General features: G+C 48.6%; 21 protein-coding genes and 1 tRNA gene. 13 read left to right on the forward strand and 9 right to left on the reverse strand.

From position 1 onward, the window contains the following. Positions 1–383 precede the first annotated feature (383 nt). The 5 genes from ACXAH4_RS16970 (at position 384) to ACXAH4_RS16990 (ending at position 5,129) form a co-directional block, all read left to right on the forward strand. Positions 384–1,118 (forward strand): PhnD/SsuA/transferrin family substrate-binding protein, encoded by a 735-nt coding sequence (locus ACXAH4_RS16970; RefSeq protein WP_349589436.1) that lies wholly within the window; start codon positions 384–386, stop codon positions 1,116–1,118. After that, positions 1,102–2,067, forward strand: a complete 966-nt coding sequence (locus tag ACXAH4_RS16975; protein ID WP_474852642.1) for a hypothetical protein — start codon at positions 1,102–1,104, stop codon at positions 2,065–2,067. The genes ACXAH4_RS16970 and ACXAH4_RS16975 overlap by 17 nt, the downstream gene beginning before the upstream one ends. A gap of 177 nt (positions 2,068–2,244) precedes the next feature. Then, positions 2,245–2,868 (forward strand): uridine kinase, encoded by a 624-nt coding sequence (gene udk / locus ACXAH4_RS16980; RefSeq protein ID WP_119502591.1) that lies wholly within the window; start codon positions 2,245–2,247, stop codon positions 2,866–2,868. A gap of 15 nt (positions 2,869–2,883) precedes the next feature. Beyond that, positions 2,884–4,095 (forward strand): NupC/NupG family nucleoside CNT transporter, encoded by a 1,212-nt coding sequence (locus ACXAH4_RS16985; RefSeq protein WP_119502592.1) that lies wholly within the window; start codon positions 2,884–2,886, stop codon positions 4,093–4,095. A gap of 194 nt (positions 4,096–4,289) precedes the next feature. Next, a complete protein-coding gene (locus ACXAH4_RS16990) occupies positions 4,290–5,129 on the forward strand; it encodes an isopenicillin N synthase family dioxygenase (protein ID WP_119502593.1) in 840 nt (279 codons plus the stop codon). On the opposite strand, the gene ACXAH4_RS16995 is transcribed toward ACXAH4_RS16990, so the two are convergent. Beyond that, a complete protein-coding gene (locus ACXAH4_RS16995) occupies positions 5,126–6,286 on the reverse strand; it encodes a tetratricopeptide repeat protein (protein WP_474882739.1) in 1,161 nt (386 codons plus the stop codon). The two genes, ACXAH4_RS16990 and ACXAH4_RS16995, sit on opposite strands and share 4 nt — an antisense overlap. A 212-nt stretch (positions 6,287–6,498) precedes the next feature. Between ACXAH4_RS16995 and ACXAH4_RS17000 the strand changes: the two genes are divergently transcribed. The 4 genes from ACXAH4_RS17000 (at position 6,499) to ACXAH4_RS17015 (ending at position 9,572) form a co-directional block, all read left to right on the forward strand. Beyond that, a complete protein-coding gene (locus ACXAH4_RS17000; protein WP_474852648.1) occupies positions 6,499–7,269 on the forward strand; it encodes a ParA family protein in 771 nt (256 codons plus the stop codon). Positions 7,270–7,521: 252 nt separating this feature from the next. After that, positions 7,522–8,178: a glutaredoxin 2 gene (grxB, locus tag ACXAH4_RS17005; protein WP_474882740.1), complete on the forward strand. Its 657-nt coding sequence runs from the start codon at positions 7,522–7,524 to the stop codon at positions 8,176–8,178. 96 nt (positions 8,179–8,274) lie between these two features. Further along, the gene (locus ACXAH4_RS17010; protein WP_474882742.1) at positions 8,275–9,228 is read left to right on the forward strand and encodes a GGDEF domain-containing response regulator; all 954 of its coding nucleotides are present in this window, start codon (positions 8,275–8,277) and stop codon (positions 9,226–9,228) included. Beyond that, complete coding sequence (locus tag ACXAH4_RS17015) at positions 9,225–9,572, forward strand: Hpt domain-containing protein (RefSeq protein ID WP_474846188.1); 348 nt, start codon at positions 9,225–9,227, stop codon at positions 9,570–9,572. Before ACXAH4_RS17010 ends, ACXAH4_RS17015 begins: the two co-directional genes overlap by 4 nt. Positions 9,573–9,592: 20 nt before the next feature. Here the strand turns inward: ACXAH4_RS17015 and ACXAH4_RS17020 are convergent, their stop codons facing one another. The 6 genes from ACXAH4_RS17020 to ACXAH4_RS17045 all read right to left on the reverse strand — a co-directional run bounded on the left by ACXAH4_RS17020 (position 9,593) and on the right by ACXAH4_RS17045 (position 16,762). Continuing rightward, on the reverse strand, positions 9,593–11,662 hold the full coding sequence (locus ACXAH4_RS17020; protein ID WP_474846190.1) for an EAL domain-containing protein: 2,070 nt from the start codon (positions 11,660–11,662) through the stop codon (positions 9,593–9,595). Between the two features lie 336 nt (positions 11,663–11,998). Beyond that, positions 11,999–12,085 (reverse strand) — tRNA-Leu (locus tag ACXAH4_RS17025). A gap of 88 nt (positions 12,086–12,173) precedes the next feature. After that, positions 12,174–12,848 (reverse strand): 3'-5' exonuclease, encoded by a 675-nt coding sequence (locus ACXAH4_RS17030; protein WP_474882744.1) that lies wholly within the window; start codon positions 12,846–12,848, stop codon positions 12,174–12,176. 2 nt (positions 12,849–12,850) lie between these two features. Then, positions 12,851–14,683, reverse strand: coding sequence for a DUF294 nucleotidyltransferase-like domain-containing protein (locus tag ACXAH4_RS17035; protein ID WP_474882745.1), 1,833 nt, complete (start codon positions 14,681–14,683; stop codon positions 12,851–12,853). An 83-nt stretch (positions 14,684–14,766) separates the two neighbouring features. After that, on the reverse strand, positions 14,767–16,491 hold the full coding sequence (locus ACXAH4_RS17040) for a sodium:solute symporter family protein (RefSeq protein WP_474846196.1): 1,725 nt from the start codon (positions 16,489–16,491) through the stop codon (positions 14,767–14,769). Between the two features lie 4 nt (positions 16,492–16,495). Next, complete coding sequence (locus ACXAH4_RS17045; RefSeq protein ID WP_303574923.1) at positions 16,496–16,762, reverse strand: DUF4212 domain-containing protein; 267 nt, start codon at positions 16,760–16,762, stop codon at positions 16,496–16,498. Between the two features lie 253 nt (positions 16,763–17,015). Between ACXAH4_RS17045 and ACXAH4_RS17050 the strand changes: the two genes are divergently transcribed. Next, positions 17,016–20,465 carry a PAS domain-containing hybrid sensor histidine kinase/response regulator gene (locus tag ACXAH4_RS17050; protein WP_474846198.1) on the forward strand — a complete coding sequence of 1,150 codons (3,450 nt, stop codon included), beginning with the start codon at positions 17,016–17,018 and terminating at the stop codon, positions 20,463–20,465. Between the two features lie 27 nt (positions 20,466–20,492). Here ACXAH4_RS17050 and ACXAH4_RS17055 read toward each other — a convergent pair whose 3' ends face one another. Then, on the reverse strand, positions 20,493–21,152 hold the full coding sequence (locus ACXAH4_RS17055; RefSeq protein WP_474846200.1) for a mechanosensitive ion channel domain-containing protein: 660 nt from the start codon (positions 21,150–21,152) through the stop codon (positions 20,493–20,495). 269 nt (positions 21,153–21,421) lie between these two features. Between ACXAH4_RS17055 and rimK the strand changes: the two genes are divergently transcribed. The 3 genes from rimK to ACXAH4_RS17070 are packed head-to-tail and all read left to right on the forward strand — an operon-like array spanning position 21,422 to position 23,833. Then, positions 21,422–22,327, forward strand: a complete 906-nt coding sequence (gene rimK, locus ACXAH4_RS17060; RefSeq protein ID WP_119502605.1) for a 30S ribosomal protein S6--L-glutamate ligase — start codon at positions 21,422–21,424, stop codon at positions 22,325–22,327. Then, the gene (locus tag ACXAH4_RS17065) at positions 22,327–23,355 is read left to right on the forward strand and encodes a succinylglutamate desuccinylase/aspartoacylase family protein (protein ID WP_119502606.1); all 1,029 of its coding nucleotides are present in this window, start codon (positions 22,327–22,329) and stop codon (positions 23,353–23,355) included. The genes rimK and ACXAH4_RS17065 overlap by 1 nt, the downstream gene beginning before the upstream one ends. Before the next feature lie 28 nt (positions 23,356–23,383). After that, on the forward strand, positions 23,384–23,833 hold the full coding sequence (locus ACXAH4_RS17070) for an ATP-dependent zinc protease family protein (RefSeq protein WP_119502607.1): 450 nt from the start codon (positions 23,384–23,386) through the stop codon (positions 23,831–23,833). Here ACXAH4_RS17070 and ACXAH4_RS17075 read toward each other — a convergent pair whose 3' ends face one another. Continuing rightward, entirely contained in the window at positions 23,834–24,475 is a 642-nt protein-coding gene (locus ACXAH4_RS17075; RefSeq protein ID WP_119502608.1) for a response regulator transcription factor, read from the reverse strand. Between the last annotated feature and the right edge of the window lie 7 nt (positions 24,476–24,482).

Genomic DNA, 24,482 nt, shown 5'->3' on the forward strand with positions numbered 1-24,482 from the left:
TTTTTATTATTATCCGGAACAAATGGTCCGGAAAATTTACGCAAAAACTTCAGAACGTGCAGCTTATCGCCAGCCCGACTATTCAACGCAGATTTTTTTCAGATAAACACCGCTTATTTGAATTCAGCTTCATTGATTTAAAGTTATTTAATTACAAACATTTACACGATTAAAATAATCTTACCTATTGCATTAAATAAGCTTAACTGGTGAAATTGCGCCAACAAATAAACCTACGTAAATTTATTCAAGTGGTCAGTTTTTCATTTTTGAAACAATACAGGGTCATCATCGTCGTGCTTATTGCTGCATGCTGCCTTGCCACAGGTTTTTTTCAAAAATTTAGAAATCTGCCCTTAGTTGCGCCGCAAACTGGTCAGGTTTTGAGCTGCGAGGACCGATTTTCGTCTAATGCAGACGATTTCGACATCTATCTGACAGAGCAAACCTTCTCAGAAAGTGCGCTGAAAGCTTTCTGTCAGAACCCGGTGATTAAGCGTCAGTTTGGTAATGTGAGAATTACGGTGGGACAAAATGACTACGATACATACCGCTACATCAACCACGGCGTAAGTGATCTTGCCCTCGTAAAGAACAATGTTGTCAGTGCCTTTGGTGCCAGTGAGATTTATGGCTACGAAGAAGTTGCCTCCCATCAGGACTATGCAGCCTACTTTATCGCTTTAAAGGAAAAACCGGTGCTATCTAAAGAGTATTTACTGGGCAAGCGTATTGGCATACTGGATTATCCGAGCAGCCGCTCAGGCCATATTGTGCCTAAGAAGGTACTGAAAACTCTAGATTTGAATCCGAATAATGTAGAGCTGCATTATTACAGCTCTCACAAAGAGATGCGCAGAGCGTTGCTTTCCGGTGACGTCGATATTATTTCATCCTACTGGGATAAAAATGACGGCGAAATCCTGTCGCGCACTTATATCACACCGCTTGAAAACAGTGTAAAAGGCATGCGCTGGTACCTGAAAATGCAGACCCGCAACACAGATTTAAAATGCGCCGTGCAAAACGTGATTCAGGCCATTTCTGCCGCACAAAATAAAAAATACTATCAGCAGGTAGAACTGAAGGAGCCTTGTGTAAATGCAAACGCTCAGTGAAATGACAGCCTCTCAGTGGGGACGAACAGCGGCAGCCGCGCTGGGACTATTTGCTCTGTTTCAAAGCTGTATTTTCACGGGTCAGTTTGCCGGTGCCTGGCTTAACCGTCACCAGGCTATTGATAATGTGGAACGACGGATAAGTCTTGATCTCGCCTATCTGGATGTGGGCAATGAAACACTGAAAACACCGGTGAATGATGCCGCGGTCCGTCATTATATGCGCCGCATTAATGCAACTCTGGCGGAGCAGTCTTACCCCCTTACAATCAGTGAAATCCAGCACGTTACTGCCACTGCAGAACCGGTGGAAGAAACGGTTGAAACCGCCACATTCACATTATCCACCGCAGAACAAAATATCGACATTGGTTTGAGTCTTACCCCGCTATACTTTTCGGTGCATATCCATCCGCTGGCCATTCTGGCGGCTTTGATTGCTGCTCCGGTGTTAATTGGCTACAAACCGCGGGCCAGAAGTAAGCGTAAATCTGCGAAAGAAGAAGCACCGCCACCACCCCAACCTAAACTGGTTATCGATCTGAACACGAAATGTATCGGCAACGGCGCAGACGGCCGGGCTATCCTGATGCAAAACAAACCGTTCTGCTTTTACGCAGCGCTGGTCAGATACTGCATTGAGAATCCTGATGCGACCTTGCCACAAAATAAAGATGTGCCCCAGGAACTCATAACGATTGCTAACCGGGTTTTCCTGCGTCTGATCGAACTGGGCCATACCAAACGTAAAAGACCGGACTTTAATGCCAACCTGGATAAAACTTTAAGTGAGATCCGTGCGACGCTGGATGAAACTTTTGAGCCCTTCCCGGTGGAAAAAGAAAAATATTACCCGCCCAGAGCACAGGGTGAAGGCTCCAGATCCAAACAGCATTCTTATGCACTTCCCCCGATTACTGATGAGGACATTGTTATACTCGGAAAATAAGCCTGATTGCTCCACCAGCCCAGAGAAAACGCCGTACCAGGTACGGCAGGTATTAGCTCAACCAGTTGTGTCCGGTCTGCAAAGACTGAACCACTTTTTGACTGATCGTGAATTATACGTTGATTCGCGAGGGCCAAATGCGTATCTTTGCAGGAGGAATATCAGCCGTCCAGAGTTATGCAGTCGCCATTAATTATCGCTATATCCGGAGCTTCGGGCTCCGGGAAATCACTTTTTACTAAAAATCTGTTAAATGCCTTCAGTGCGCAAGGTCGCCCAGTACAAATATTACGGGAAGATCACTACTACCGTGCGCAGGACCACCTGCCAATGGAAGCGCGGGAGAAGAATAACTATGATCACCCTAATGCATTCGAACACGAATTGCTGAAAGCGCACCTGCAGGCGTTGCGCAATGGCGAACCCATTGATTACCCGCACTATTGCTTTAAAACCCATACACGTTTACCGGAAACAGAGCGTCTGAACCCGGCTCCGGTGATCATTCTTGAAGGTATTATGCTGCTGGCAAGACCAGAGTTATTACCTCACTACGATGTAAAAATCTTCATCGACACACCGCTCGACATTTGCCTTATGCGCCGCATGATGCGTGATGTTAAAGAGCGTGGCCGTACCCTTGAATCCATTGCCAAGCAATACGAATCAACGGTAAAACCGATGTACCATCAGTTTATCGAACCAAGCAGGTTCACAGCAGATGTCGTCGTTACACAAGGTGGCAAAAACCAAATCGCCCTGGATGTGATCAAGTCACATATACAACAGGCATTACAATAACAAAGGAACGTCATTATGGTGAGTTTACTGGGCATACTGCTATTGCCCGGAATTGCATTCTTATTGTCCTCTGCACGCCGGAATATTAACTGGCGCACAGTGGGCGGAGCATTCGCGATTCAGGCATTGATCGGCGCATTTATTCTTTATTTTGAGCCGGGCATTCAATTACTGCTCAGTATGACTGACTTCGTGGGCAACATCATCGGCTACAGTCAGGAAGGCATTAATTTTGTTTTCGGCGTGGTCGGTGACAAATCCCTCGGCTTCATTTTCGCCTTCAACGTGCTGCCGGTCATCATCTTCTTCTCATCATTAATTGCCGTCTTGTATTACCTCGGTGTGATGAGCTGGGTCATCAAACTCATTGGCGGCTTCTTACAAAAGGTCCTGGGTACCAGTCGTCCTGAGTCTATGTCCGCCGCGGCCAACATTTTTGTTGGCCAGACCGAAGCCCCCCTGGTAGTCCGCCCGTTTATCCCCCACATGACAAAATCTGAGTTATTCGCTGTTATGGTCGGCGGCCTGGCGTCTATTGCCGGCTCGGTCATGGCGGGTTATGCCGGCATGGGTGTGGAGCTTAAATACCTGTTGGCGGCCAGCTTCATGGCGGCTCCCGGCGGCCTGTTGATGGCAAAAATCATGTTGCCGGAAACTGAGAAAGCGAAGGACGGACTGGAAGAGATTGATGCGTCTGAAACCGGCTATGCTAACGTGTTCGACGCGGCTGCCAGCGGTGCTGCATCAGGCTTGCAACTGGCACTGAACGTAGGTGCTATGTTGCTGGCATTCGTGGCACTTATCGCCATGCTGAATGGTCTTATCGGCTGGACAGGCACCTTGTTTGGCTATGAGGATGTAACCTTCCAGGGCATTTTAGGCTACTTACTACAGCCGCTGGCCTGGATCATCGGTGTTCCCTGGGAAGAAGCTCGTCTGGCAGGCAGTTTCATCGGTCAGAAGTTTGTGGTGAACGAATTCGTGGCATACCTCGACTTCCTTAAGCATCAAAGTGAATTATCCGAAGTGTCTCAGGCAATCATTACCTTTGCCCTGTGCGGATTCGCGAATTTCTCCTCCATTGCTATTCTCATGGGAGGCATTGGTGCAATGGCGCCAACCCGCCGTAAAGAAATTGCACAACTGGGTCTGAAAGCGGTTTTCGCCGCAACACTGTCGAACCTGATGAGTGCATCACTTGCCGGCTTTTATCTCTCGCTTGGCTGAGCCGGATACACCCGGCACCGTAAAAAAGTGAGCGTGGCTCACTTTTTTAACCAGACAAACCAGACTAAATGGTCAGCTTTGTAACGAAAACTGACCACTTAACCTAACGGTAATTGACGTATATCAAAGGCCGTTACTTTTACGAAGACGCGGGATTCCCTATAATTCTGCGGTCATTTAATTAAGGTATCGTTATGCAATTAGAAGCTGTTGACTATCAGGCTCCCGGTGCACAGGAAGCATTCGTAGAATCCCTCCGTGAGACAGGGTTTGGCGTACTGAAAAATCACCCAATCAGCCAGGCAATGGTGACCGGCATTTATCAGTCCTGGCAAACTTTCTTCGACAGCGAAGAAAAGAATAACTACGTCTACAACAAAGGGACTCAGGACGGATTCTTCCCGCAAAGCGTATCTGAAGTGGCAAAAGGATTTACCAAAAAAGATATTAAAGAGTACTTCCACTTCTATCCCTGGGGTCAGTGCCCGCAAGCGTTGCGTCCTCAACTGGCGGAATACTACGCAAAAGCTAACACGCTGGCAGAAGAGTTACTGGGCTGGATTGAGAAGCATTCGCCGGCTGAAGTCAGTAAGCTGTACAGTCAGCCTTTGTCGAATATGATCAAAGACAGTGATCAGACCCTGCTACGGGTTCTGCACTATCCGCCGTTCCAGGGTGATGAAGAACCGGATGCTATCCGTGCGGCAGCCCATGAAGACATTAACCTTATCACCATTTTGCCCGCCGCGAACGAGCCGGGTTTACAGGTTAAAGGTAAAGATGGCAGCTGGATTGATGTGCCTTGTGACTTTGGTAACCTTATCGTCAACATTGGCGATATGTTGCAGGAAGCATCAGGGCATTATTTCCCGTCAACCACTCACAGGGTGATTAATCCTGCCGGAACGGACATGACTAAGTCACGGATTTCATTACCCCTGTTCCTTCACCCGCGCCCTGATGTAGTGTTGTCAGAAAGACATACTGCACATTCCTATTTGCAGGAACGTCTCAGAGAGCTTGGCGTTATCTAACGGGCGCTTTGTAAGTCAGACAGCTTACTCATGTAACGATATTCATCCTGGCGGTTTTGCGCATGCTTAGCCGCCAGCTTCATGAAGTCAGCGGCGCGGTCTATATTGCCCAGCTCATAGTGCGCCTTCCCCATTCCGAAAAAAATTTCATGGCGGCTGTTATCCAGCCTGCGGGCACGGTTGTAATGGATAAGCGCCTGCTCCGCGTCACCGAAATCCAGCGCCTCTTCACCCAGAATGAAGTGATAGAAGGGGTTACTTTCCCGTTTATTACGCACACTTCTGGCAATGTCTCTGGCTTGCGCTGTACGACCTTCGAGTTCATGCAGTAACGCCAGATTTTCCCATGCGGTTAAGTTTTCACTGTCGAGCTTCAGTGCCAGCTCATAGCTTTCACGGGCGCTGTCCAGTAATCCGTGACGCCGGTACAACACCCCGAGGTTCACCCATGTGGAACCAAACTCAGGATAGAGCAAAGCGGCTGCACGTAAATACGCATAGGCTTTTATGTCGTCATTGTTGAGCAACGCATCAGCACCTTTGTTGTTATAGAACATAGCCGTGATTTTCTCTTTGCTGATGGCATTACGGGGGAAATGGGAGCGGATGGTCTGCGGATCAAAGTCCACATCGATGAAATGCGATGAAATCTGGTTCTTTCTCAGCGTGTCCGCAACGGATACCCGCAAATTAATATGACCATTGAGTAAATTCACTCCGCTGCGGCGGGTCCAGTACTCCGGAATATCCACTTCGTAGAATACGGCATTAAACCCGGCATAATCCGCCATGGCTTTCGCCATGATAGTCAGCGACAGGCAATTCGCGGCACGGTTCGCAAATGTCTCAGAAGCGATAGTGTTCGCATTGGTGATATAGCGGATCCCCAGTTCTCCGCCATCGAAGATTTGTCGGATCAAATTCTTAAGATTGTCTCCGTCGCCGGATAAAGGTGACTGTGAATTATCGACAAATTCTCTGGCAGCAGCATCAAGCTTAAATATTTCGTCTGCGGATTCCGGCGTATACTCATGGTACTGAGTAAATACGTCATCGTTGAGGGGCAATTCGCTGGCGGTAAAGGATTCCGGTAATGATGCACAGCCGGACATGAGGACAACAAACAGCATACCGGTTAAAAGTCGAATCTGCTTCATATCGTCACCCCTGCTCAATTGGCGTGACTCAAGTATAACTCATAACAATTATTTTACATTTAATTCACACTGTATATTCAACCGTTCATCGCAGAGCCGGAAATCTCACCGGTAACCCTGATTATTTTCAATGTGAACCGCTGATCCCTTTACAACAGTGACCAAAATCGGACATATTTTAACCTTACCGTCGAACTCTCACCGGAGATCCAATGAAACGTGTCGTGTTCAATCAGAAAGGGGGCGTGGGAAAGTCGACTATCAGTGCTAATTTAGCCGCGGAAAGTGCCAGAAACGGGTTCAGAACGCTACTGGTCGATTTAGATGCCCAAGGAAACAGTACGCATTACTGCGGGGTGGATATAAACGATGACAGCCTCACTGTTGCAGATATGTTTAAACAGGTTGTTGGCTGGTTTTCCAAACCTCAGCCGCCATCGGCTTTTGTCAGACCAACAGCATTTGAAAACTTGTCTGTTTTACCCGCCCATCCCAGCCTTACCGAGCTGGAGCGGGAACTGGAAACCCGTTATAAGATGTTTAAGCTGAAGGAAACACTGGCAACGCTGGAGGAAGATTTTGACCGCGTGTACATTGATACGCCGCCCAATTTCAACTTCTATTCCAAGGCTGCATTAATTGCTGCAGACAGCTTCATTATCCCTTTTGACTGCGATGACTTCTCTGTTCAGGCTATCGGCCGTCTGCTCGACAACGTTCTGGAATTGCGTACCGATCATAATCCGGAGCTGGAGCTGGAGGGCATCATCATTAATCAGTTTAACCCGCAGGCAAAGTTACCGGGAGAACTGATTGCTTCACTCAAAGAGAAATCCTTACCTGTGCTGGACAGCAAAATTAACAGTACAGTAAAAGTGAAAGAGTCCCATTCGAAACGTATTCCGCTTCCGTATCTCGCGCCTTCACACAAGGTCAGTCAACAACTGGCTGCATTGTGGCAGGAACTGGAAGGGCAACGCTGACCGGGTTGCCCCCTGCCCCTCTCTGATCTTATTTTCCGGCTGACCCACGCTACTAGTTCCTGCATATCGTCAGCCCCTCCGGGACGGCGAACTTTTTTCAGTTCTGCCCGTAAACACCGGTAGTAGTATCAAATAATATACGGTATCACGTCGAACAAACGTGTGTTTGCCGCGTATTGACAGAAAAATCAAACTTAAAGAAGTATCATTCTCAATATAGTCTACAATTAACTACCGGATTACGGAGTAACAATGCCTACATTACATCAGTACCTGCACTGCCCCTATTGTGTCCGCGCAGACATGACAGCTAACTATCTGGGCATAGAGCATAAAAAGTCGTATTTGCTTAATGATGATGAAGCGACCTGTCACAAACTCATCGGCGCAAAAATGGTTCCTATTCTGGAATTTGACGACGGCACAGCCATGGGTGAAAGCCTGGATATTGTCGAAAAGCTGATTGAAATGGCCCCTGCGGGGAAGAAGTTGTTACCGAAGACAGAACCGGAAAAGTATACCAAATACCTGGAATCCGTCTCGTTTGAAATAAATGCGTTGCTGTTTCCCCGTAATGTCATGATTGAGCAGCCGGAGTTTGCAACAGAAGAAGCCCGCGAGTATTTCAGGAAGAAGAAAGAGAAATCCCTAGGTATGTCATTTGAAGAGGCTTTTGATAATACAGAGAAGTATAAAAAGGCAGTAGAAGTTGCACTGGCAGATATGCCTGCCCCCCCTTTGCCGGCTCAGCAAATGAACCAGTTGGGATGGAATGATATCTTTGTTTTCCCGGTTTTAAGAAACCTGACAATGGTTAAAGATTTGGCGATGCCCGATGAACTGGCACAATATGTTGCTGCGGTGGCAGAGCTTACAGATATAAAGTTGTACACAGTTTTGGCTAAATAATCCGTTCATAGAAAATAAAAAGTTTTACTTAAATTTGGCTTGCCGTTAATGTGGCATTTATAGTGGTCGAATGAGTACAACCAAAGGAGTAATCAGGTGGTAATCCGGTCGACTTCCCGCTCACTGGCAGATTGTCATGTTCTTATCGTTGATGACCAGGCGTCAAGTCGTCTGGTCATGTCGACGTTGCTGGAGAACGTGGCCCGTTGTGATTCTGTTGCCAGTGCAGAAGAAGCCCTGGAGTTTTGCAGCAGAACCCTGCCTGATTTAATCCTTATGGATGTTTTTATGCCCGATATGGATGGCCACGAAGCGTGTCGTCAACTGGCTAACAACCCTAAAACCCAGCATATTCCCGTCGTCTTCGTTACTGCTTCAGTGTCCGATGAAGAGCAGGAAAAGTGCTGGAATGCCGGTGGCGTGGATTTTGTGCAAAAGCCGGTTAATGCCACCACACTGATAAATCGCGTAAAGTCTCACCTGGCCCATAAACTAAAAACTGACCTGCTTGAGCAGCTTATTTATACCGACAGGCTAACAGGCTGCTTTAACAGGCATTATCTTGAAGAAAGCTTACCGGATATTGTCAGAGAGGCTGATCGCACAGGAACACCGCTCTCGATTGCGATTTTCGATATTGATTTATTCAAGCAGTACAACGACAAGTATGGCCACATTGAAGGTGACACCTGCTTGTGGAAAATTGCCAAGGCTTTGAAAGGCTCACTGCTAAGACCGATGGACAGGTTAGTTCGGGTAGGTGGTGAGGAATTTCTGATTATCCTGCCGGGCACCCATGAAGAAGGCGCGCAAACAGTATGTGAGCGCATACTTCAGACAGTGAGTACTGAGCATATAGCTCACGCCCTGTCTCCTTCCGGTTTTTTAACCGTCAGTGCCGGTGCTGCAACTTATCACCCGAACTCTGCAGACATGATTGATGAAACCATGCTTGCGGCCGATAAGTGTTTATATCTGGCAAAAGAAAACGGCCGTAACTCCTATGCGTTTGTCGGTCCGGACGGAGAATCACGGGTAGGTGCAGGATGAATGACTTTCCGGTATTAGATAAAGAAACCGCATTATCGCGGCTGGCAAATAATCACAGCCTGTATAACAAAGTGCTGGTCATGTTTACTGAGCAGGCCGGGGAGATGCTGACCATGCTGGAAGCACTGCCGCAAGACCAGATAGCAGATCAGCACCTTGCACTGCATTCACTGAAAGGATCTTCCGGAGAAGTGGGTGCCACCAGACTGTTTTACACCCTGCAGCAAATTGATCAGACCCTGAAAACAGCGCCGGAGCATGTCACTGCAGATCAAATTGAAGATGTGATTGCGGAAATCCGGCGCATACTGAACATAACGGCTCCCGGTAACCCCGCCGCCTGAATTCCGGCATCAGGATACCGCTAACCGGTAGCCCTTATTTTCTGAATCATCGCAGGGCTATGCCGTACTTCATGACAAAAGCGCAACAGTGCATCCAGTGAGTCCGGTTTTGCAATCAGGTACCCCTGGAAATAACGGCAACCCAATGCAATAAGTTTATCCAGCTGCTCTGCGGTCTCCACCCCTTCTGCAACCACGTCATACTGACATATGCGGGCAATCGACACGATAGCATCCACAATCACTGCACTTTTTTCACTCTCCAGCGTCCACACAAAACTTCGGTCAATTTTAATTTCATTAACCGGCATATTCAGCAAATGTTGAAGAGAAGCATGGCCAGTACCGAAGTCATCCAGCGATAACTTAACGCCAAGATTCCGGATGGCCTGAATAGACTCAAAACAGATGGTATTTACATCAATAAAGAAGGTTTCTGTGACTTCAAGACACAGACTGCCCGGCCTGAAATGATACTGGTCAATCAGCCTGCTGAGCTCTTCCGCAAACCGGGTATCCATCAACTCTTTTGAAGAAATGTTTACCGATAAGACAAAATCCGGCTGCTGGATCTTCTGTAATGCCAGAATAGCCTGCTCAAGCACCCAGAAGTCTATTTCACGAATGAGTCCGGCCTTTTCTGCCACTCTGATATAAACTTCGGGAGAAAAGCTCTTAAGGGGCAAATGGGACGTTCTCAACAACACTTCTGCACCGGCAATCCGGTTTTCCTCACTGTCGTAAACAGGCATAAAGACCAGATGAAAGGCTTTGTTCGCCAGTGCGATCCGCAGTTCCTGCTCAACGAATCTCGCCTGACGATACTCTTTCTTAAGTTCAGGCTGATAAATTTTATAGCCAAGCTCGTTGTCCATGATCGCGTCGATGGCAATAGTCGTCTGAGCGAGTAACTCATCAACAGTCATCCCTCTCTCACCACGGGCAATCCCCAGCTTTACATCCAGTCTTAAATGCCCCAGAGAAGGAATATTCACCCCTTTCCGGGAAGCCGAGATTAAATTACCGAAGAAAGCCTCGTCGAAGTCTTTCAGCACCAGCAGGATATTCTCATCCTGCTTCCGGACCAGAAATGCTTCACGGTGTTTGTCCTGAGTGAAAGGACCAAATGTGGCTTTAATCAGTGATGTGACCGTTTCCTTTGAGAATTCCCGTTGCAGGGCAAGGTAATTCCTCACTCTGATATTCACAATCGTCAGCGGGCTATTCAGCTTACCCGGATAAAGTCGCTTAAGACCATTCAGGTTAATAAATCCCGAGTCGGGGTCTCTGTCTGCGAGCAGTTGGAGCTTTTGCATTTCTACCCGCTTGATGACAACAAAGTGACACAGAAAAACCAGCATTACCGCCGGCCAAATCAGTGCGAGAAACAAATTCACCGATGCAGGTGTAATGATGTGATGTTTTAACAAGAAACTATTGAGATACAGTTTATAGCGTCCGGGATCCAGTTGATTCAACGTTTCAACCGACACCAAAATACTGGCTACCGCAGACAAATCACTTGCCGCGATGTCGTAGGGTACCTGATAGTGCTTTTCCCACCAGGCATCCACCACGATGCGATCACGGTTAATAAGCTGTACGCCGTCATCAGGTAAAAAATAGACGGACTGAAAGCGCTTGGTACTGAGATCGTCTTCGTCGTACTCAACGTCATCCCTCAGCGAAATAAATGTCACACCGGCGCGGTGCTGAGCCCCCGGGTTATCTGTCTCAATGAATGCATCTATTTCAACTTCGTCCAGATTCGCATATGAAGGCAGTGATGAAGTGTTATCCGCGGCAATGTATTTGAATGTTAAACCACATAATTCAAATAACCTTGGCTCAGACACAGAACAGTCGAGAACGTAGCCTGATTTTGTTTTTTCAAACTGACTTTCTTCCCGGTAGCCGGCTACATCCACCACGCTTCCACTGGCAAGCACATCTTCAGTGACCAGGTTAAACGGCGAATAGCTGAACGTCACCAGCATCAGACTGATAAAAGCAAGGCCGGAAAAGGCATACTTATACAGATGCAGTGAAAAGAGTGCTGAATGTAGTGAAGAAGGAGTTCTGCTGACCATTTCCGGTAAATTATTAAGTATTTATAAATCCAATAACCCATTGGTTAATGTCAATGATATTACCGATATGACAGTTTTATAAAGTATAGTTTTCGATAAGCTGTTATGACCAACATGACTAATCACTGAACTTTCGTCTAATAATACGGCGGGGAATCAAGCGTTTCCGCTATCAAAACAAAAGGAACAAAATAATAAGTTTATAAGTAATTTGCGCTGAAACAGCTAAAAGAATAACTAAAACAGACAAATAATGAATTTTTTGCAGAATATCAGCAGGTTGCTGAGAATATAGATTGTACTGCTTTGAAATTTACTAAAGAAGAGTATAAAAAATGGTGCCCAGGGGCGGACTTGAACCGCCACGCCCGTTAGAGCACTAGCACCTGAAGCTAGCGTGTCTACCAATTTCACCACCTGGGCATAAGAGACTTTGTGTATCGGGCGTTTGCCCCGTCTCGTTGTGGATGCGCAATTTACGGATGTTCGGTGTCTTTGTCAATCAACAAATTCAGTTTTTTTCCATTTTTTTGCAAGAAATGGCCTGAGTGTGCAGTAAATCGCCAACACTGACTACTTTCCCGCCATTCAGCACCTGATTTTGCGCAAACCAGAGTTGCAAGGTTGCCATAGCATCATCCAGCGCATTGTGAGCTGGTGCAGCAGGTAACCCCAGGCGCTGCCGGCAAACCGTTAACGTTGCACTGTTTGGCGGCAGTACTTCATGGTGCTTTTTAAGTTGATAGACTGCCAGCTTTAACGTATCCAGTACCACCACCGGCGGACAGGATATTTGCTGAGCCGACAATGCCGCCTGTAACACGCTTAAATCCAGATTAGCGTTGTGACATACCCACAAATGCGTTCCGGCATAACCGACCAGTTGCTCCAGTACCTCTTTAATATGCGCCCCCTGCGCTATGTCGGCACCGGTAAGACCGTGGATGACCGGGCTTTGGGCAAGATCCGCACTGGTTCTGACAACTGAATAAAAGCAACGGCTGATATCTATGTGACTTCCCCGTCCTTCTACCCAGCCGGCAGAGGTAATTTGCGCTTCACGGACATCCAGTGATGTCAGTTCCAGATCAACGGCCAGTAACGGCAGCGTTGCCAGCGACTTCTCCGCCCAGCCTTCCGGCAGTGGCGGGGCTCCTGCCAACCAGCGCTTTAACATACTCAGCATGCTCAGCTCATGCCTCCGGAGAAATTCATCACCGCACCCTGCTGCGCTCTGTCGATAGCCTTAAACGCGGCTTTAAGCTGATGCTTTTCTATGGATGACAATGAAGATACTGATACCCGGTTGTCTGTGACATTGCCGGACAACTGATGACGCCAGCGCAGACGGTTCAGAAACAGCCAGATATCCCGGAGATTTTGCGCATCTTTAGTCGACAATCCGGAACCTGACGGCAATGCCGCCAGCCGTGCCAGTGTAGAGGGCATGGTTAAGCCGTTTGCCAGCGCATAAATGCGGGCAAGATTATTGATGATTGCGATGGCCTTAACCTTCAAATCAATCACATCCTTTTCCTCGTAACCTTTCTCGTAAACAAATTTTTGAAACATCGAGAGAGGGACGGGAATATCATTATTGTGACGCGCCAGCGCAGCCAGAAACATCTTTTGCTTCAAAAGCGGCACTCTGACAAGTTGCATCTTTCTGAACAGCTCTGCGTCTCCCGCAGCACAGCGGGCATCCAGAAAAATATTGAAATGCATAATCGCTTTAGACGTAGGTTGCCTGACCCATTCACCGGCTTCCTTCTCAGCCTGTGCCAGTGACAAACGCAATTCCGGATTCGATGCCATGATATTGCCGTCACATAACTTGATACCGCACTTCGCCAGACCATTGCATACATAGTCCGCCATGCCGGCAAAGTAGTCTGCCTGGCTGTCAGACGGCGTGGTTTCCAGTAACAGACCATTATCCTGGTCTGAGCCCATTGTTTGATCTTCACGGGCCTGGGAACCATACACCACCCAACTGTACCGCAACGGTGCCGGTCCGTGTTCCCGCTGGTAATAATGTATCAGTTTGCGGGTCATAATATCCGTGGCCTGAGACAATACTTTACCGGCAATATCGAAGTCACCGGGCCGTTTTGCATGGGTGGCAAAGTAGTGTGGCATTTGCCAGGACAGGCGGGTGAGTTCATAGAGGTTATCGGCTTTCGACAATTCACCGATGATGTAAAGCACGTTACCCCGCTGGTGACGGACAATATCTGATGCGGTGATCATTCCCAGCGGTTTACGACTGTTCCTGTCCACCACCGGCAGGTGATGGATATTACGTTCACTCATCAGTGCCATAGCGTCGAACATGGTCCGGTACTGATGAATCATGGCCGGCGTAGCCGTCATAATGTCAGCGACAGACAGAGAAATATCAGCGCCTTTTGCCACTACACGGTTGCGCAGATCTCTGTCGGTTACAATACCCACCAGCTTTTCGTCACGGGTGATCAGCAAAGAAGACACCTTGTTTTCCGACATGATTTGCGCGGCCTGCTGAATACTGACAGATTCTGCCGCCTGAACTGGCTCATGTTCAATGACCTCATGCAGTGCCTTGTATAGCCACATGGAGTTAGATTCCACGACAGCCTGATTTTGCAATGCACCGGTACGGGTACCGTGAAAGAAATCAGCAATCGCAGGGAAACTCAGGGCATGATGAAACGCAGCGGCGGTGAAACAATACACCAGCCCGGGTTTATCGACTTTTACCGACAAGGGGTAATCTATGTTATCCAGCAACTTCGGATAACCGAAATAATCTCCCTCGCTGAGGTGACGTTCACTCTGCTCTGCGTCTTTCACCGAAAACTGACCATTCTGGATCAGAAACAACCGCCCTTCATTTTCTTTCAGCAATGTCTCTGTGTTGTCAGCAGTGAGGTAAATCAGGCTGGCTTGTTTCGCCAGATGAATCATCTCTTCTTCATTCAACTGATCAAAAGGTGCAGAGGTTTTCAGAAAGTCTGTGACTTGTTGTGGCACAACGCTCATTGTTTAATCCTCAAAAAGAATAAAGCTCACCGCTGAGGGTGAGCTTTACAGTTTCTGTCGTCAGTAGTTAAGTGCAACAGGTTTTAGTGCGCTGACGCTTCACCTGCACCTTTCGGATAACGGATATCCTCTACCATTTGCTGGATTTCTGCAGGTGCTTCACCGGTCATCTTGAAGACAACGAAGGCAACCACGAAGTTAACAATCATACCCAGCGTACCGATACCTTCAGGTGAAATACCGAACCACCAGTTATCAGCCGTATTCGCTGCCGGATTCACAAACTTGAAGTAAATGATATAGGCCGCAGTGAACGCAATACCCGCCACCATACCAGAGATTGCCCCTGCACCATTCATGCGCTTGCTGAAGATACCCATGATAATAGCAGGGAAGAAACTGGAGGCAGCAAGGCCGAAGGCAAAGGCGACCACCTGTGCTACGAAGCCCGGCGGATTAATACCGAAGTAACCGGCAATTGCAATCGCCACACCGGCAGCCAGACGGGCATAGAAAAGCTCAGCCTTATCGGTAATATTCGGTGCAAAGTTACGTTTCAACAGGTCGTGAGACACTGAAGTGGAAATTACCAGCAACAGACCCGCAGAGGTAGACAGCGCCGCAGCTACCCCACCCGCAGCAACCAGGGCGATAACCCATGCCGGCAGATTCGCAATTTCAGGGTTAGCCAGTACCATGATGTCACGGTCAACATTCACTTCGTTCTTGCTCGCCGGATCATCAATGCTACCCGCTGCATAGAACATTTTGCCGTCACCGTTTTTATCTTTAAAGGTGATCAGGCCGGTTTTTTCCCAGTTCTTAATCCACGCCGGAGCCTCAGCATAATCAGTACCCGCCATATCAGGACCGTTGATGGTTTCAATCATGTTTACACGACCGAAGGAAGCCAGTGCCGGCGCAGTGGTATACAGGATGGCGATGAACAACAGCGCCCAGCCAGCGGATTTACGGGCATCACGTACTTTAGGTACGGTAAAGAAGCGAACAATAACGTGTGGCAGACCGGCTGTACCCACCATCAGGGCGAAGGTGATAAAGAACACATCAATGGTACTCTTAGTGCCGCTGGTATACTCATTAAAGCCCAGCTCCACCGAGAGACTATCGAGTTTCTCCAGCATATATATCCCCGACCCGTCGGCCAGTGTGGCGCCAAATGCAGTTTGTGGCAGGATATGACCGGTAACCATCATGGAGATGAACACACAAGGTACAAGGTAAGCGAAAATCAGAACGCAGTACTGAGCAACCTGTGTATAGGTAATGCCTTTCATTCCACCCAGTACGGTGTAGAAGAATACGATTGCCATACCAATAACCACGCCAGTTACGATATCTACTTCGAGGAAGCGGCTGAATACCACACCCACGCCGCGCATCTGGCCTGCTACATAAGTAAAGCAAACGAAGATGGCACAGAATACCGCCACGGTACGGGCAGTCTGCGAGTAGTAGCGGTCACCGATGAAATCCGGTACAGTGAACTTACCGAATTTACGCAGGTAAGGTGCTAAACAAAGTGCCAGCAGTACGTATCCACCGGTCCAGCCCATCAGGTAAACGGCACCGTCGTATCCCATAAAGGAAATCAAACCGGCCATGGAAATGAATGAGGCAGCAGACATCCAGTCAGCGGCTGTCGCCATACCATTCATGACAGGGGGTACACCACCACCTGCTACGTAAAAGTCGTTAGTTGAACCGGCACGGGCCCAAATCGCAATAGCGATATACAGGGCGAAAGATGCGCCGACGATGATAAAGGTCAGTAATTGAACATCCATGGGCCTACTCCTCGTCTACGCCGTATTTTTTATCCAGTGCATTCATCTTTGCCATATAAACAAAAATAAGTACTACGAATACATAAATGGAACCTTGTTGTGCAAACCAGAAGCCCAGTTTGAATCCAAAGAATTGGATCTGGTTAAGTGCATCGGCAAAAATGATGCCTGCGCCAAATGACACAACAAACCAAATCACCAACAATTTGGCGAGGAGGGAGAGGTTCTCCTTCCAGTACGCCTGCTTGTCGTCTTCATTTCTAAATGCCATCTTTCCGTCCTCATGTCAGGTTAAGTGGATGTTTTATTTTTACATTTATCTAACGACCGGATTTTTGTGTGGCCTCAGTAATCTTTTTTCTGTTTACTTTTGTCAAAAACCACGCAAAAACCCTGTCGGGTCTCGCTTTCTCTATACTCTAGTCGCGGCTTGGCTTTCGAGGAATGAGACCATGGTCGTAGGTAGGAGGATTATAGAGTGAGTATAATACATACAGACATGTTAAAAGGATGTATATAAAACTATGACATTCGCCTGGGTTTCACTTGCACTGGTTTATCTGTTTTTTCTCTTTTATATTGCCAGTTGGGGAGACAAAAACTCCCCCACCGCACGCTGGCTGACGTCCCATCCCGCTATCTATTCCCTTGCACTGGCCATTTACTGCACCGCCTGGACATTCTTTGGTGCGGTCGGATCTGCCAGTCGTGACACCTGGATATATCTGCCTATTCTTTTAGGGCCGGTACTGGTTTACGTGCTGGGCTATAAGTTTATTTATAAAATGACGCTGGTCAGTAAAAAGCAGCACATCAATACCATTGCCGACTTTATTGCCTCGCGCTACGGCAAACGTCAGGGTGTGGCGCTGTTGGTAACACTTATTGCACTGCTGGCGACCATTCCTTATATCGCACTGCAACTTAAGGCCATCGGTTCAACATTTCAGCTACTGACGCAGCAACCGAACAGCCACTTCATCATTATTGTGGCGACCCTGTTCATCGCTATTTTTGCGATTTATTTCGGCACAAAACAAACCGATGTCACAGAGTACCGCCGGGGGTTGATGCTGGCCATTTCGTTCGAATCCAGTATCAAACTGACCGCGCTGGTGCTGGTGGCCATTGTGGGTTACAGCGCCTGGCAAGCCACTGATAATCCTGAGCAGTTCAATACTTTTTTCAGCGACGAAGCCCTGTCGCAGTTCGGCTCTTACTCCTTTATATCCCAGACAATCATGGCCGCCGCGGCGGTAGTGTGCCTGCCAAGACAGTTCCACGTGGCAATTATAGATAACCTGAGCCTGGGGCACCTGAAAACAGCACGCTGGCTTTTTCCCCTGTATCTGGGGATCACCGCCGCAGTCATTCCGGTCATCGCCATTGCCGGTAATGCCATATTTGCAGGGCAGAATGTGGAGCCCGATACCTATGTACTGAGCATGGCAATTTACTCGGAGTCAGCGCTGTTGCAGATCATTGTCTTTATTGGCGGGCTGTCGGCCGCCACCGCCATGATCATCGTCGCCACACTGACCTTAAGTACCATGCTGACAAACGACGTGATCCTGCCGCGGGTTCTGCTAACCAAACACAGTAACCCGGGCAATAAAGATTATGGCCGGCGTATCCGGCTGATCCGGCGTATTGTCATTGGCCTTATTCTGTTGCTGGCTTTTCTGTACCACCAGCAAATGACCAATAGCCGTTCGCTACACTCCATCGGTCTGATTGCCTTTTCACTGGTGATCCAGCTCATTCCTGCCATTGTTGGCGGGCTTTACTGGAAACGTGCTCATGCTCATGGTGTGTATGCCGGTCTGGTTGCCGGACTGGTTACCTGGGTACTCTGGCTGGTGCTGCCGCTGGTGAATGACAGCGCGACCACATTGCAGCAAAACGAACAAATCAGCCAGGGAGCACTAATCAGCCTTGCTGCAAATTTTGCTGCCTACATCGGCTTTTCGCTTTTTGCTCCTGCAAGATTAGTTGACCGGATCCAGGCGGAAGCCTTCGTTTCTCCGGCAGATAACAGAACGGCATCGAACCGCCGGCACAACACCCATGTGACCATTGCTGACCTCATTACTCTGCTGTCCACGTTTATGGGCAGCGGCCGGTGTGAGCAACTGGTGGAAGAATATCAGCAACTGAATCACTGCAAAATTAACCGTGACGAAACGCCCGATGAATCTTTTATGGCCTTTTCCGAACGGGCACTAGGCGGTGTAATCGGTGCATCCAGTGCTAAAGCGTTAATCGACTCCATCCTGAAAGGAAAGAAGCTGGATTTTACCGAAATCATTAACTTCTTCGACGATACGACTCAGGCTATGCAGTTCAACATGACTGCCCTGCTCACTTCGCTGGAGAATATGGATCAGGGGATCAGTGTGATAGACAAGCACCTGAATCTGGTTGCCTGGAATAAACGCTATACCGCTTTATATAACTATCCTGACGGCATGCTGGCAGTGGGTACACCGATTGAAAAGCTGGTGCGGTATAACGCAGAGAAAGGTGAGTTCGGTGCCGGTGATGTGGAAATCCAGATAGAAAAACGGCTGGAACATTTACGCTCCGGTACGCCTCACCGGTTTACCCGCCAGCGCAGTGATGGCCGTGTGATTGAAATGGTCGGCAACCCGTTACCCGGCGGCGGCTTTGTAACCAGTTTCAATGACATCACCGGTCACATCGAAATTCAGCAGGCGCTGGAAGAATCGAACATCAACCTGGAAGCCAGAATTAAAAAGCGCACGGAAGAAGTACACTCCATCAATGCCGAATTGAGACTGGAAATAGAGCGTCGCTCTGAAGCTGAAAAAGAACTTATCCGCGCAAGAAAAGCGGCAGAAGATGCTAACGCCAGCAAAACCCGTTTTCTGGCGCTGGCCAGTCATGATGTTTTGCAGCCACTTAATGCGGCGAAGCTTTATGTGACCGCGCTCGAAGAAGCTGAACTTTCTGCACCGGTTAAAGATATCGTTACGAAGCTGAATCATTCAGTCACCTCCAGTGAAGCGCTTATCGGCACCCTGCTCGACATATCCCGTCTGGATCAGGGCGAACTGAAACCTTCTGTGGAAGCCGTACACCTTCCCGCCCTGTTGTCTCAGTTAACCGACGAAATGGGTATGCGGGCCAGGGAGAAAGGTCTTCAGTTACGGGCCAGGATCCGGGACTGCTGGGTACTCGGCGACAAAACCTTCTTGTACCGTATTGTGCAAAACTTGCTGTCAAATGCAGTGAAGTATACAGAATCCGGTAAGGTACTGCTCACCGTACGTCCCAGGGGCGATCGTGTGCTGATTGAAGTCAGGGACACGGGTATCGGTATCTCGTCTGAGCAACAGGGCATGATTTTCAGTGACTTTTACCGTACCCACGAATCCGCTGAACACGGTGTTGGCCTGGGTCTGGGAGTGGTACGCAGACTCAGTCAGCAGATGCAAAGTAAAATACAGGTGACCTCAGTGCCGGGCAAAGGCAGTTGTTTCACCCTGACCATGGGCCAGGCGTCGCCCCGCCGTCAGACTGATCCAACCAAACTGAGCCGTTCTTCAACCTTCAGAGGGGTCCGTGTATTGTGCGTAGATGATCAGCAGGAGAACCTGGATGCACTTCAAACCTTACTGGAAAAATGGGGAGTCACAGTCGTGCTGGCGAATAACTGGGACGACGCGATACGTCAGGCAGATATATTCTCGCCGCAAATTCTGTTAATGGATTATCAGTTAGGACCGGGCCAGAACGGGCTGGACCTGATTGAGGCTATCCGCCGGCATCTGAATATCGTCGTGCCGGCATCTCTTGTCACGGCCAATCATGAAGAAAGTCTGATTGCACAGTGTAAAGAACAGGGCGTGAACTACCTCACCAAGCCTTTAAAACCAGCCAAACTGAGAGCGTTATTACAAAGTTTGACCCGGCATATAAAAGATAGCCGCAGGGAGCCACGGCAGCAGTAGATTGCCGGCTGGCTCCGGAGAAGAAATTTACGCTTTGGGCGGGCTTTGCCCCTCGCCCTGAACGGGTGAAGTGGCCGGAACAGGCTGTACCGGCGTCTGGCTGTCTGCTGATTGCACGTTCGTACCGTTAGCGGCAGTGACCTTGCCTAATGTTCCCCAGCGCCCCTTGGGATTAACCAGAACAGGCCGGGTAAGAATAAGGTTATTCGGATACAGCACCGTTTCGCGATCCTGCGTGACCAGACGGGTGTTGAACAAATTGATGTCGGCTATGTAACCTTCAATGAAGTTGTCGCCATCGAGAATACGCACATAGTTCCCCCGCCGGTATGTCACATTCGTCAGCAGAATAAAGTATGCGGTAACGTTACTGATCAGCGACCAGTTCGCGAACAGGGCAACACCCAGTAAGGTAAGAATTGACGTAGACAGCACCAGCAGGCCGGAAATATCCACTCCCCAGGCAATCAGTATTAACGCCAGGGTGACAGTGGCACTTAAAATTCTGGCAGTAAACAACCCTTTCAGCGCACTGGAAGATTTGAGTTTACTCTTTTCTACATTCTTTTCGAGACGGGGGATGGCAAAACGGGTCATCAGCAAATAAAGCAACAGCATGACCGCTGTCCAAATCACGTTGGTCTGGTAAGTTTCCAGCCAGCGCGTCACTTGTTCCAACCACTGCATGGTAAGTTCCTGAACAGATGTTAATTGTCGCGTTTGCGGGGCACAAAAACCGGAAAAAAAGTAAACCGGACAACCCCTGACCGGGTTCCCTATACTGAGTTATCGACACGACAAAAAATGAAAATGACAAAGAGGCAAAATTATATCACCTCTTATGTCCGGTTCGTATTATATTATCAACTAAAGCTTTGGTCTGTCTGTGTTTTCATCCGCACCTGTTCGCCGGATGCAGCAGCCCTTATTCTACCATTACAGGTGTAATAAAAATTATGCGTATCGCAATTCTGTCCCGCAATCCTAAACTTTACTCCACCCGCCGGCTACTGGAAGCAGGCAGAGAGAAAGGCCATGAAGTCGATATTATCGACACCATGCACTGCTACATGGATATTACCAGTGCCAGGCCTTCAGTAAGGTACAAAGGTAAGCGGTTGCCGTTCTATGACGCGGTTATCCCCCGTATCGGTGCATCAGTCAGTTTCTACGGCACCTCTGTTGTCCGTCAGTTCGAAATGATGGGGACTTACAGTATTAACGAATCGGTTGCTATCAGCCGTTCGCGGGACAAATTACGTTCATTGCAGCTGTTATCCCGTAAAGGCATTGGTTTGCCACGTACAGGCTTCGCCCATCATCCGGATAACATTGAAGATCTGATTAAAAACGTGGGTGGCGCACCGGTGGTAATTAAACTACTGGAAGGTACTCAGGGTATTGGCGTGGTACTGGGGGAAACCCAGAAAGCCGCAGAGTCAATCATTGAGGCCTTTATGGGTTTGAATGCCAGCATTCTGATCCAGGAATACATCAAAGAAGCCGGTGGCTCTGATATCCGTTGTTTCGTTGTCGGTGATAAAGTGGTTGCGGCCATGAAACGCCAGGCGGCGCCCGGTGAATTCCGCTCTAACCTGCACCGGGGCGGCTCAGCCAGTCTGGTGCGCTTGTCACCGGAAGAAAGAAAAACGGCTATTGCAGCGGCAAAGACCATGGGTCTGAATTGCTGTGGTGTAGATATTCTCCGCTCTAACCATGGACCGGTGGTGATGGAAGTAAACTCGTCACCGGGTCTGGAAGGTATTGAAGCAGCCACCAAAAAAGATGTGGCGGGCATGATTATCGACTTTATTGCCAAATCAGCAAAACCGGGCAACACCCGTACACGAGGTAAAGGTTAATGGCAGAAAAAGCACTGGAAATTGGTGGTCAGCGTATTCTGCCCGGCGAAAGCAAAAAGATTGAGCTTGAAATGCCGCCGCTTTATACCGCTACCAACATGAGTATTCCGGTCTATGTAAAACGAGGTAAACGACCCGGCCCGACTATGTTCGTGTCGGCGGCTATCCACGGTGATGAACTGAATGGCATTGAAATTGTGGGCCGTCTTATTCATTCCAAAGCTATTGAAAGGCTTCGCGGAACACTTATCGCTGTTCCTATGGTGAATGTGTACGGTGTACTGAACCAGTCACGTTACCTGCCTGACCGCAGAGATCTGAACCGCAGCTTTCCAGGCAGCAAAAAAGGCTCTCTGGCAGGCCGTCTGGCGAACCTCTTTTTTAAAGAAGTGGTGAGTAAGTGTGATATCGGCATCGACCTGCATACCGGAGCCATACACCGCAGTAATCTGCCGCAGATCCGCGCGAATCTGGACGATCCGGAAGTGCTGGGAATGGCGAAAGCATTTGGTGTACCGGTATTACTGAACGCAGATTTGAGAGATGGCAGTCTGCGTCAGGCCGCCAGCGAAGATGGCGTAAAAATTCTGTTGTACGAGGCTGGCCAGGCACTGCGTTATGACGAGTTTTCTATCCGCGCCGGCGTAAGAGGCATTATTAACACCATGCGCCACGTGGGCATGCTGAACAAGAGTCGCAGTAAAGGTCACGACATTAAGCGCTTTATTGCCAGAGAAAGTGGCTGGGTGCGGGCACCGGAAAGTGGTCTGGTGAATCATATCGCCCAGTTAGGTGACCATATTGTTAAAGGTGACAAGCTGGCGACGATTTCCAATCCTTTCGGTGAGGTACTGGAAATTATGTACAGTCCTATGGATGGTGTAATTGTAGGTAAGCAGAATATTCCGCTGGCGCAGGAAGGCGAAGCGATTTATCACATCGGCTACTTCAAACAACCGGACACGGTGGCTGAACACGTAGAATTACTACAGGATAACCTGGTAACAACCGAACAATCCCAACCATAGGTTGACTACCTTTGTTAGAGGAACACTGATGCAAGAGCAACAAAAACGCTTGATAGGTGCACTGGAATATTGTGATTTACCCGAGCTGACCATTAACGACCTGACAATCCGGGTCGATACGGGGGCGGCAACGTCGTCATTACATGTCGATAATATCGACGAGTTCGACCGTGACGGCGATTTATGGGTGAGTTTCGATATTCATCCTGACATTCACAATGTAGACAGCATTGTGCGCCGTGAGGCGAAAGTCGTCGCCCGCAAGAAGGTGAAAAGCTCCACGGCAACCCTGGAGCGCAGATATGTTATCGACACGGAAGTGGTGATGTCCGGTGAAGCCTGGCGGATCCAGTTAACACTCACCGACCGGCGTGAAATGACTTATCTTATGTTGTTTGGCAGAGAAGCCATGAACGGGCGCTTTATTGTAGACCCGGAACATGAGTTTATTCTGACGGAAAAACGTCCCGCCGGATAATTATTTCGGCGGCTCGAGCTCAAGCTGGGAGGCAATCAGTACCGCCTGTGTACGGTTGTTAATACCCAGCTTCTTAAAGATAGCGGTGACATGTGCTTTCACCGTTGCCTCTGCGATATCCAGGTTATAGCCAATTTGCTTATTCAGCAAACCATCCCGCATGTAACACAGCACTTTGTACTGAGAAGGTGTTAACGACGCCACTTTATCTGCCAGTTCGGAAAACGCTTCGTCGACCTCTTCAATCTTTTCACTCACCGATTCCGGTAACCAGATATCACCGTCAAGAATAGACTGCACAGCATTAGCGATATCGCCGGAACTGGCTGTTTTCGGAATAAATCCCAGCGCGCCTACACCGACAATTTTAGAGATAATGGCAGCGTCCTCTGTACCGGAGACAACGGCTACAGGAAGCTCGGGATAAAGTTTACGGATGTGTACCAGACCAAACATGTCATGGCTGCCGGGCATATGTAAATCGAGAAGAAGCAGGTCGATATCTTCTTTTTCGAGGATATCGACCGTGGTAGTCAGATCGCCGGCTTCCCGTAGAATGAGATCCGGCAGGGTTAACGATAACGCTCCCCGCAGTGCATCCCGGTACAGCGGATGGTCATCAGCAATCAGCAGCGTTATCATTCTTTTC

The sequence above is a fragment of the Alteromonas sp. ABV2_168 genome, assembly GCF_056161165.1.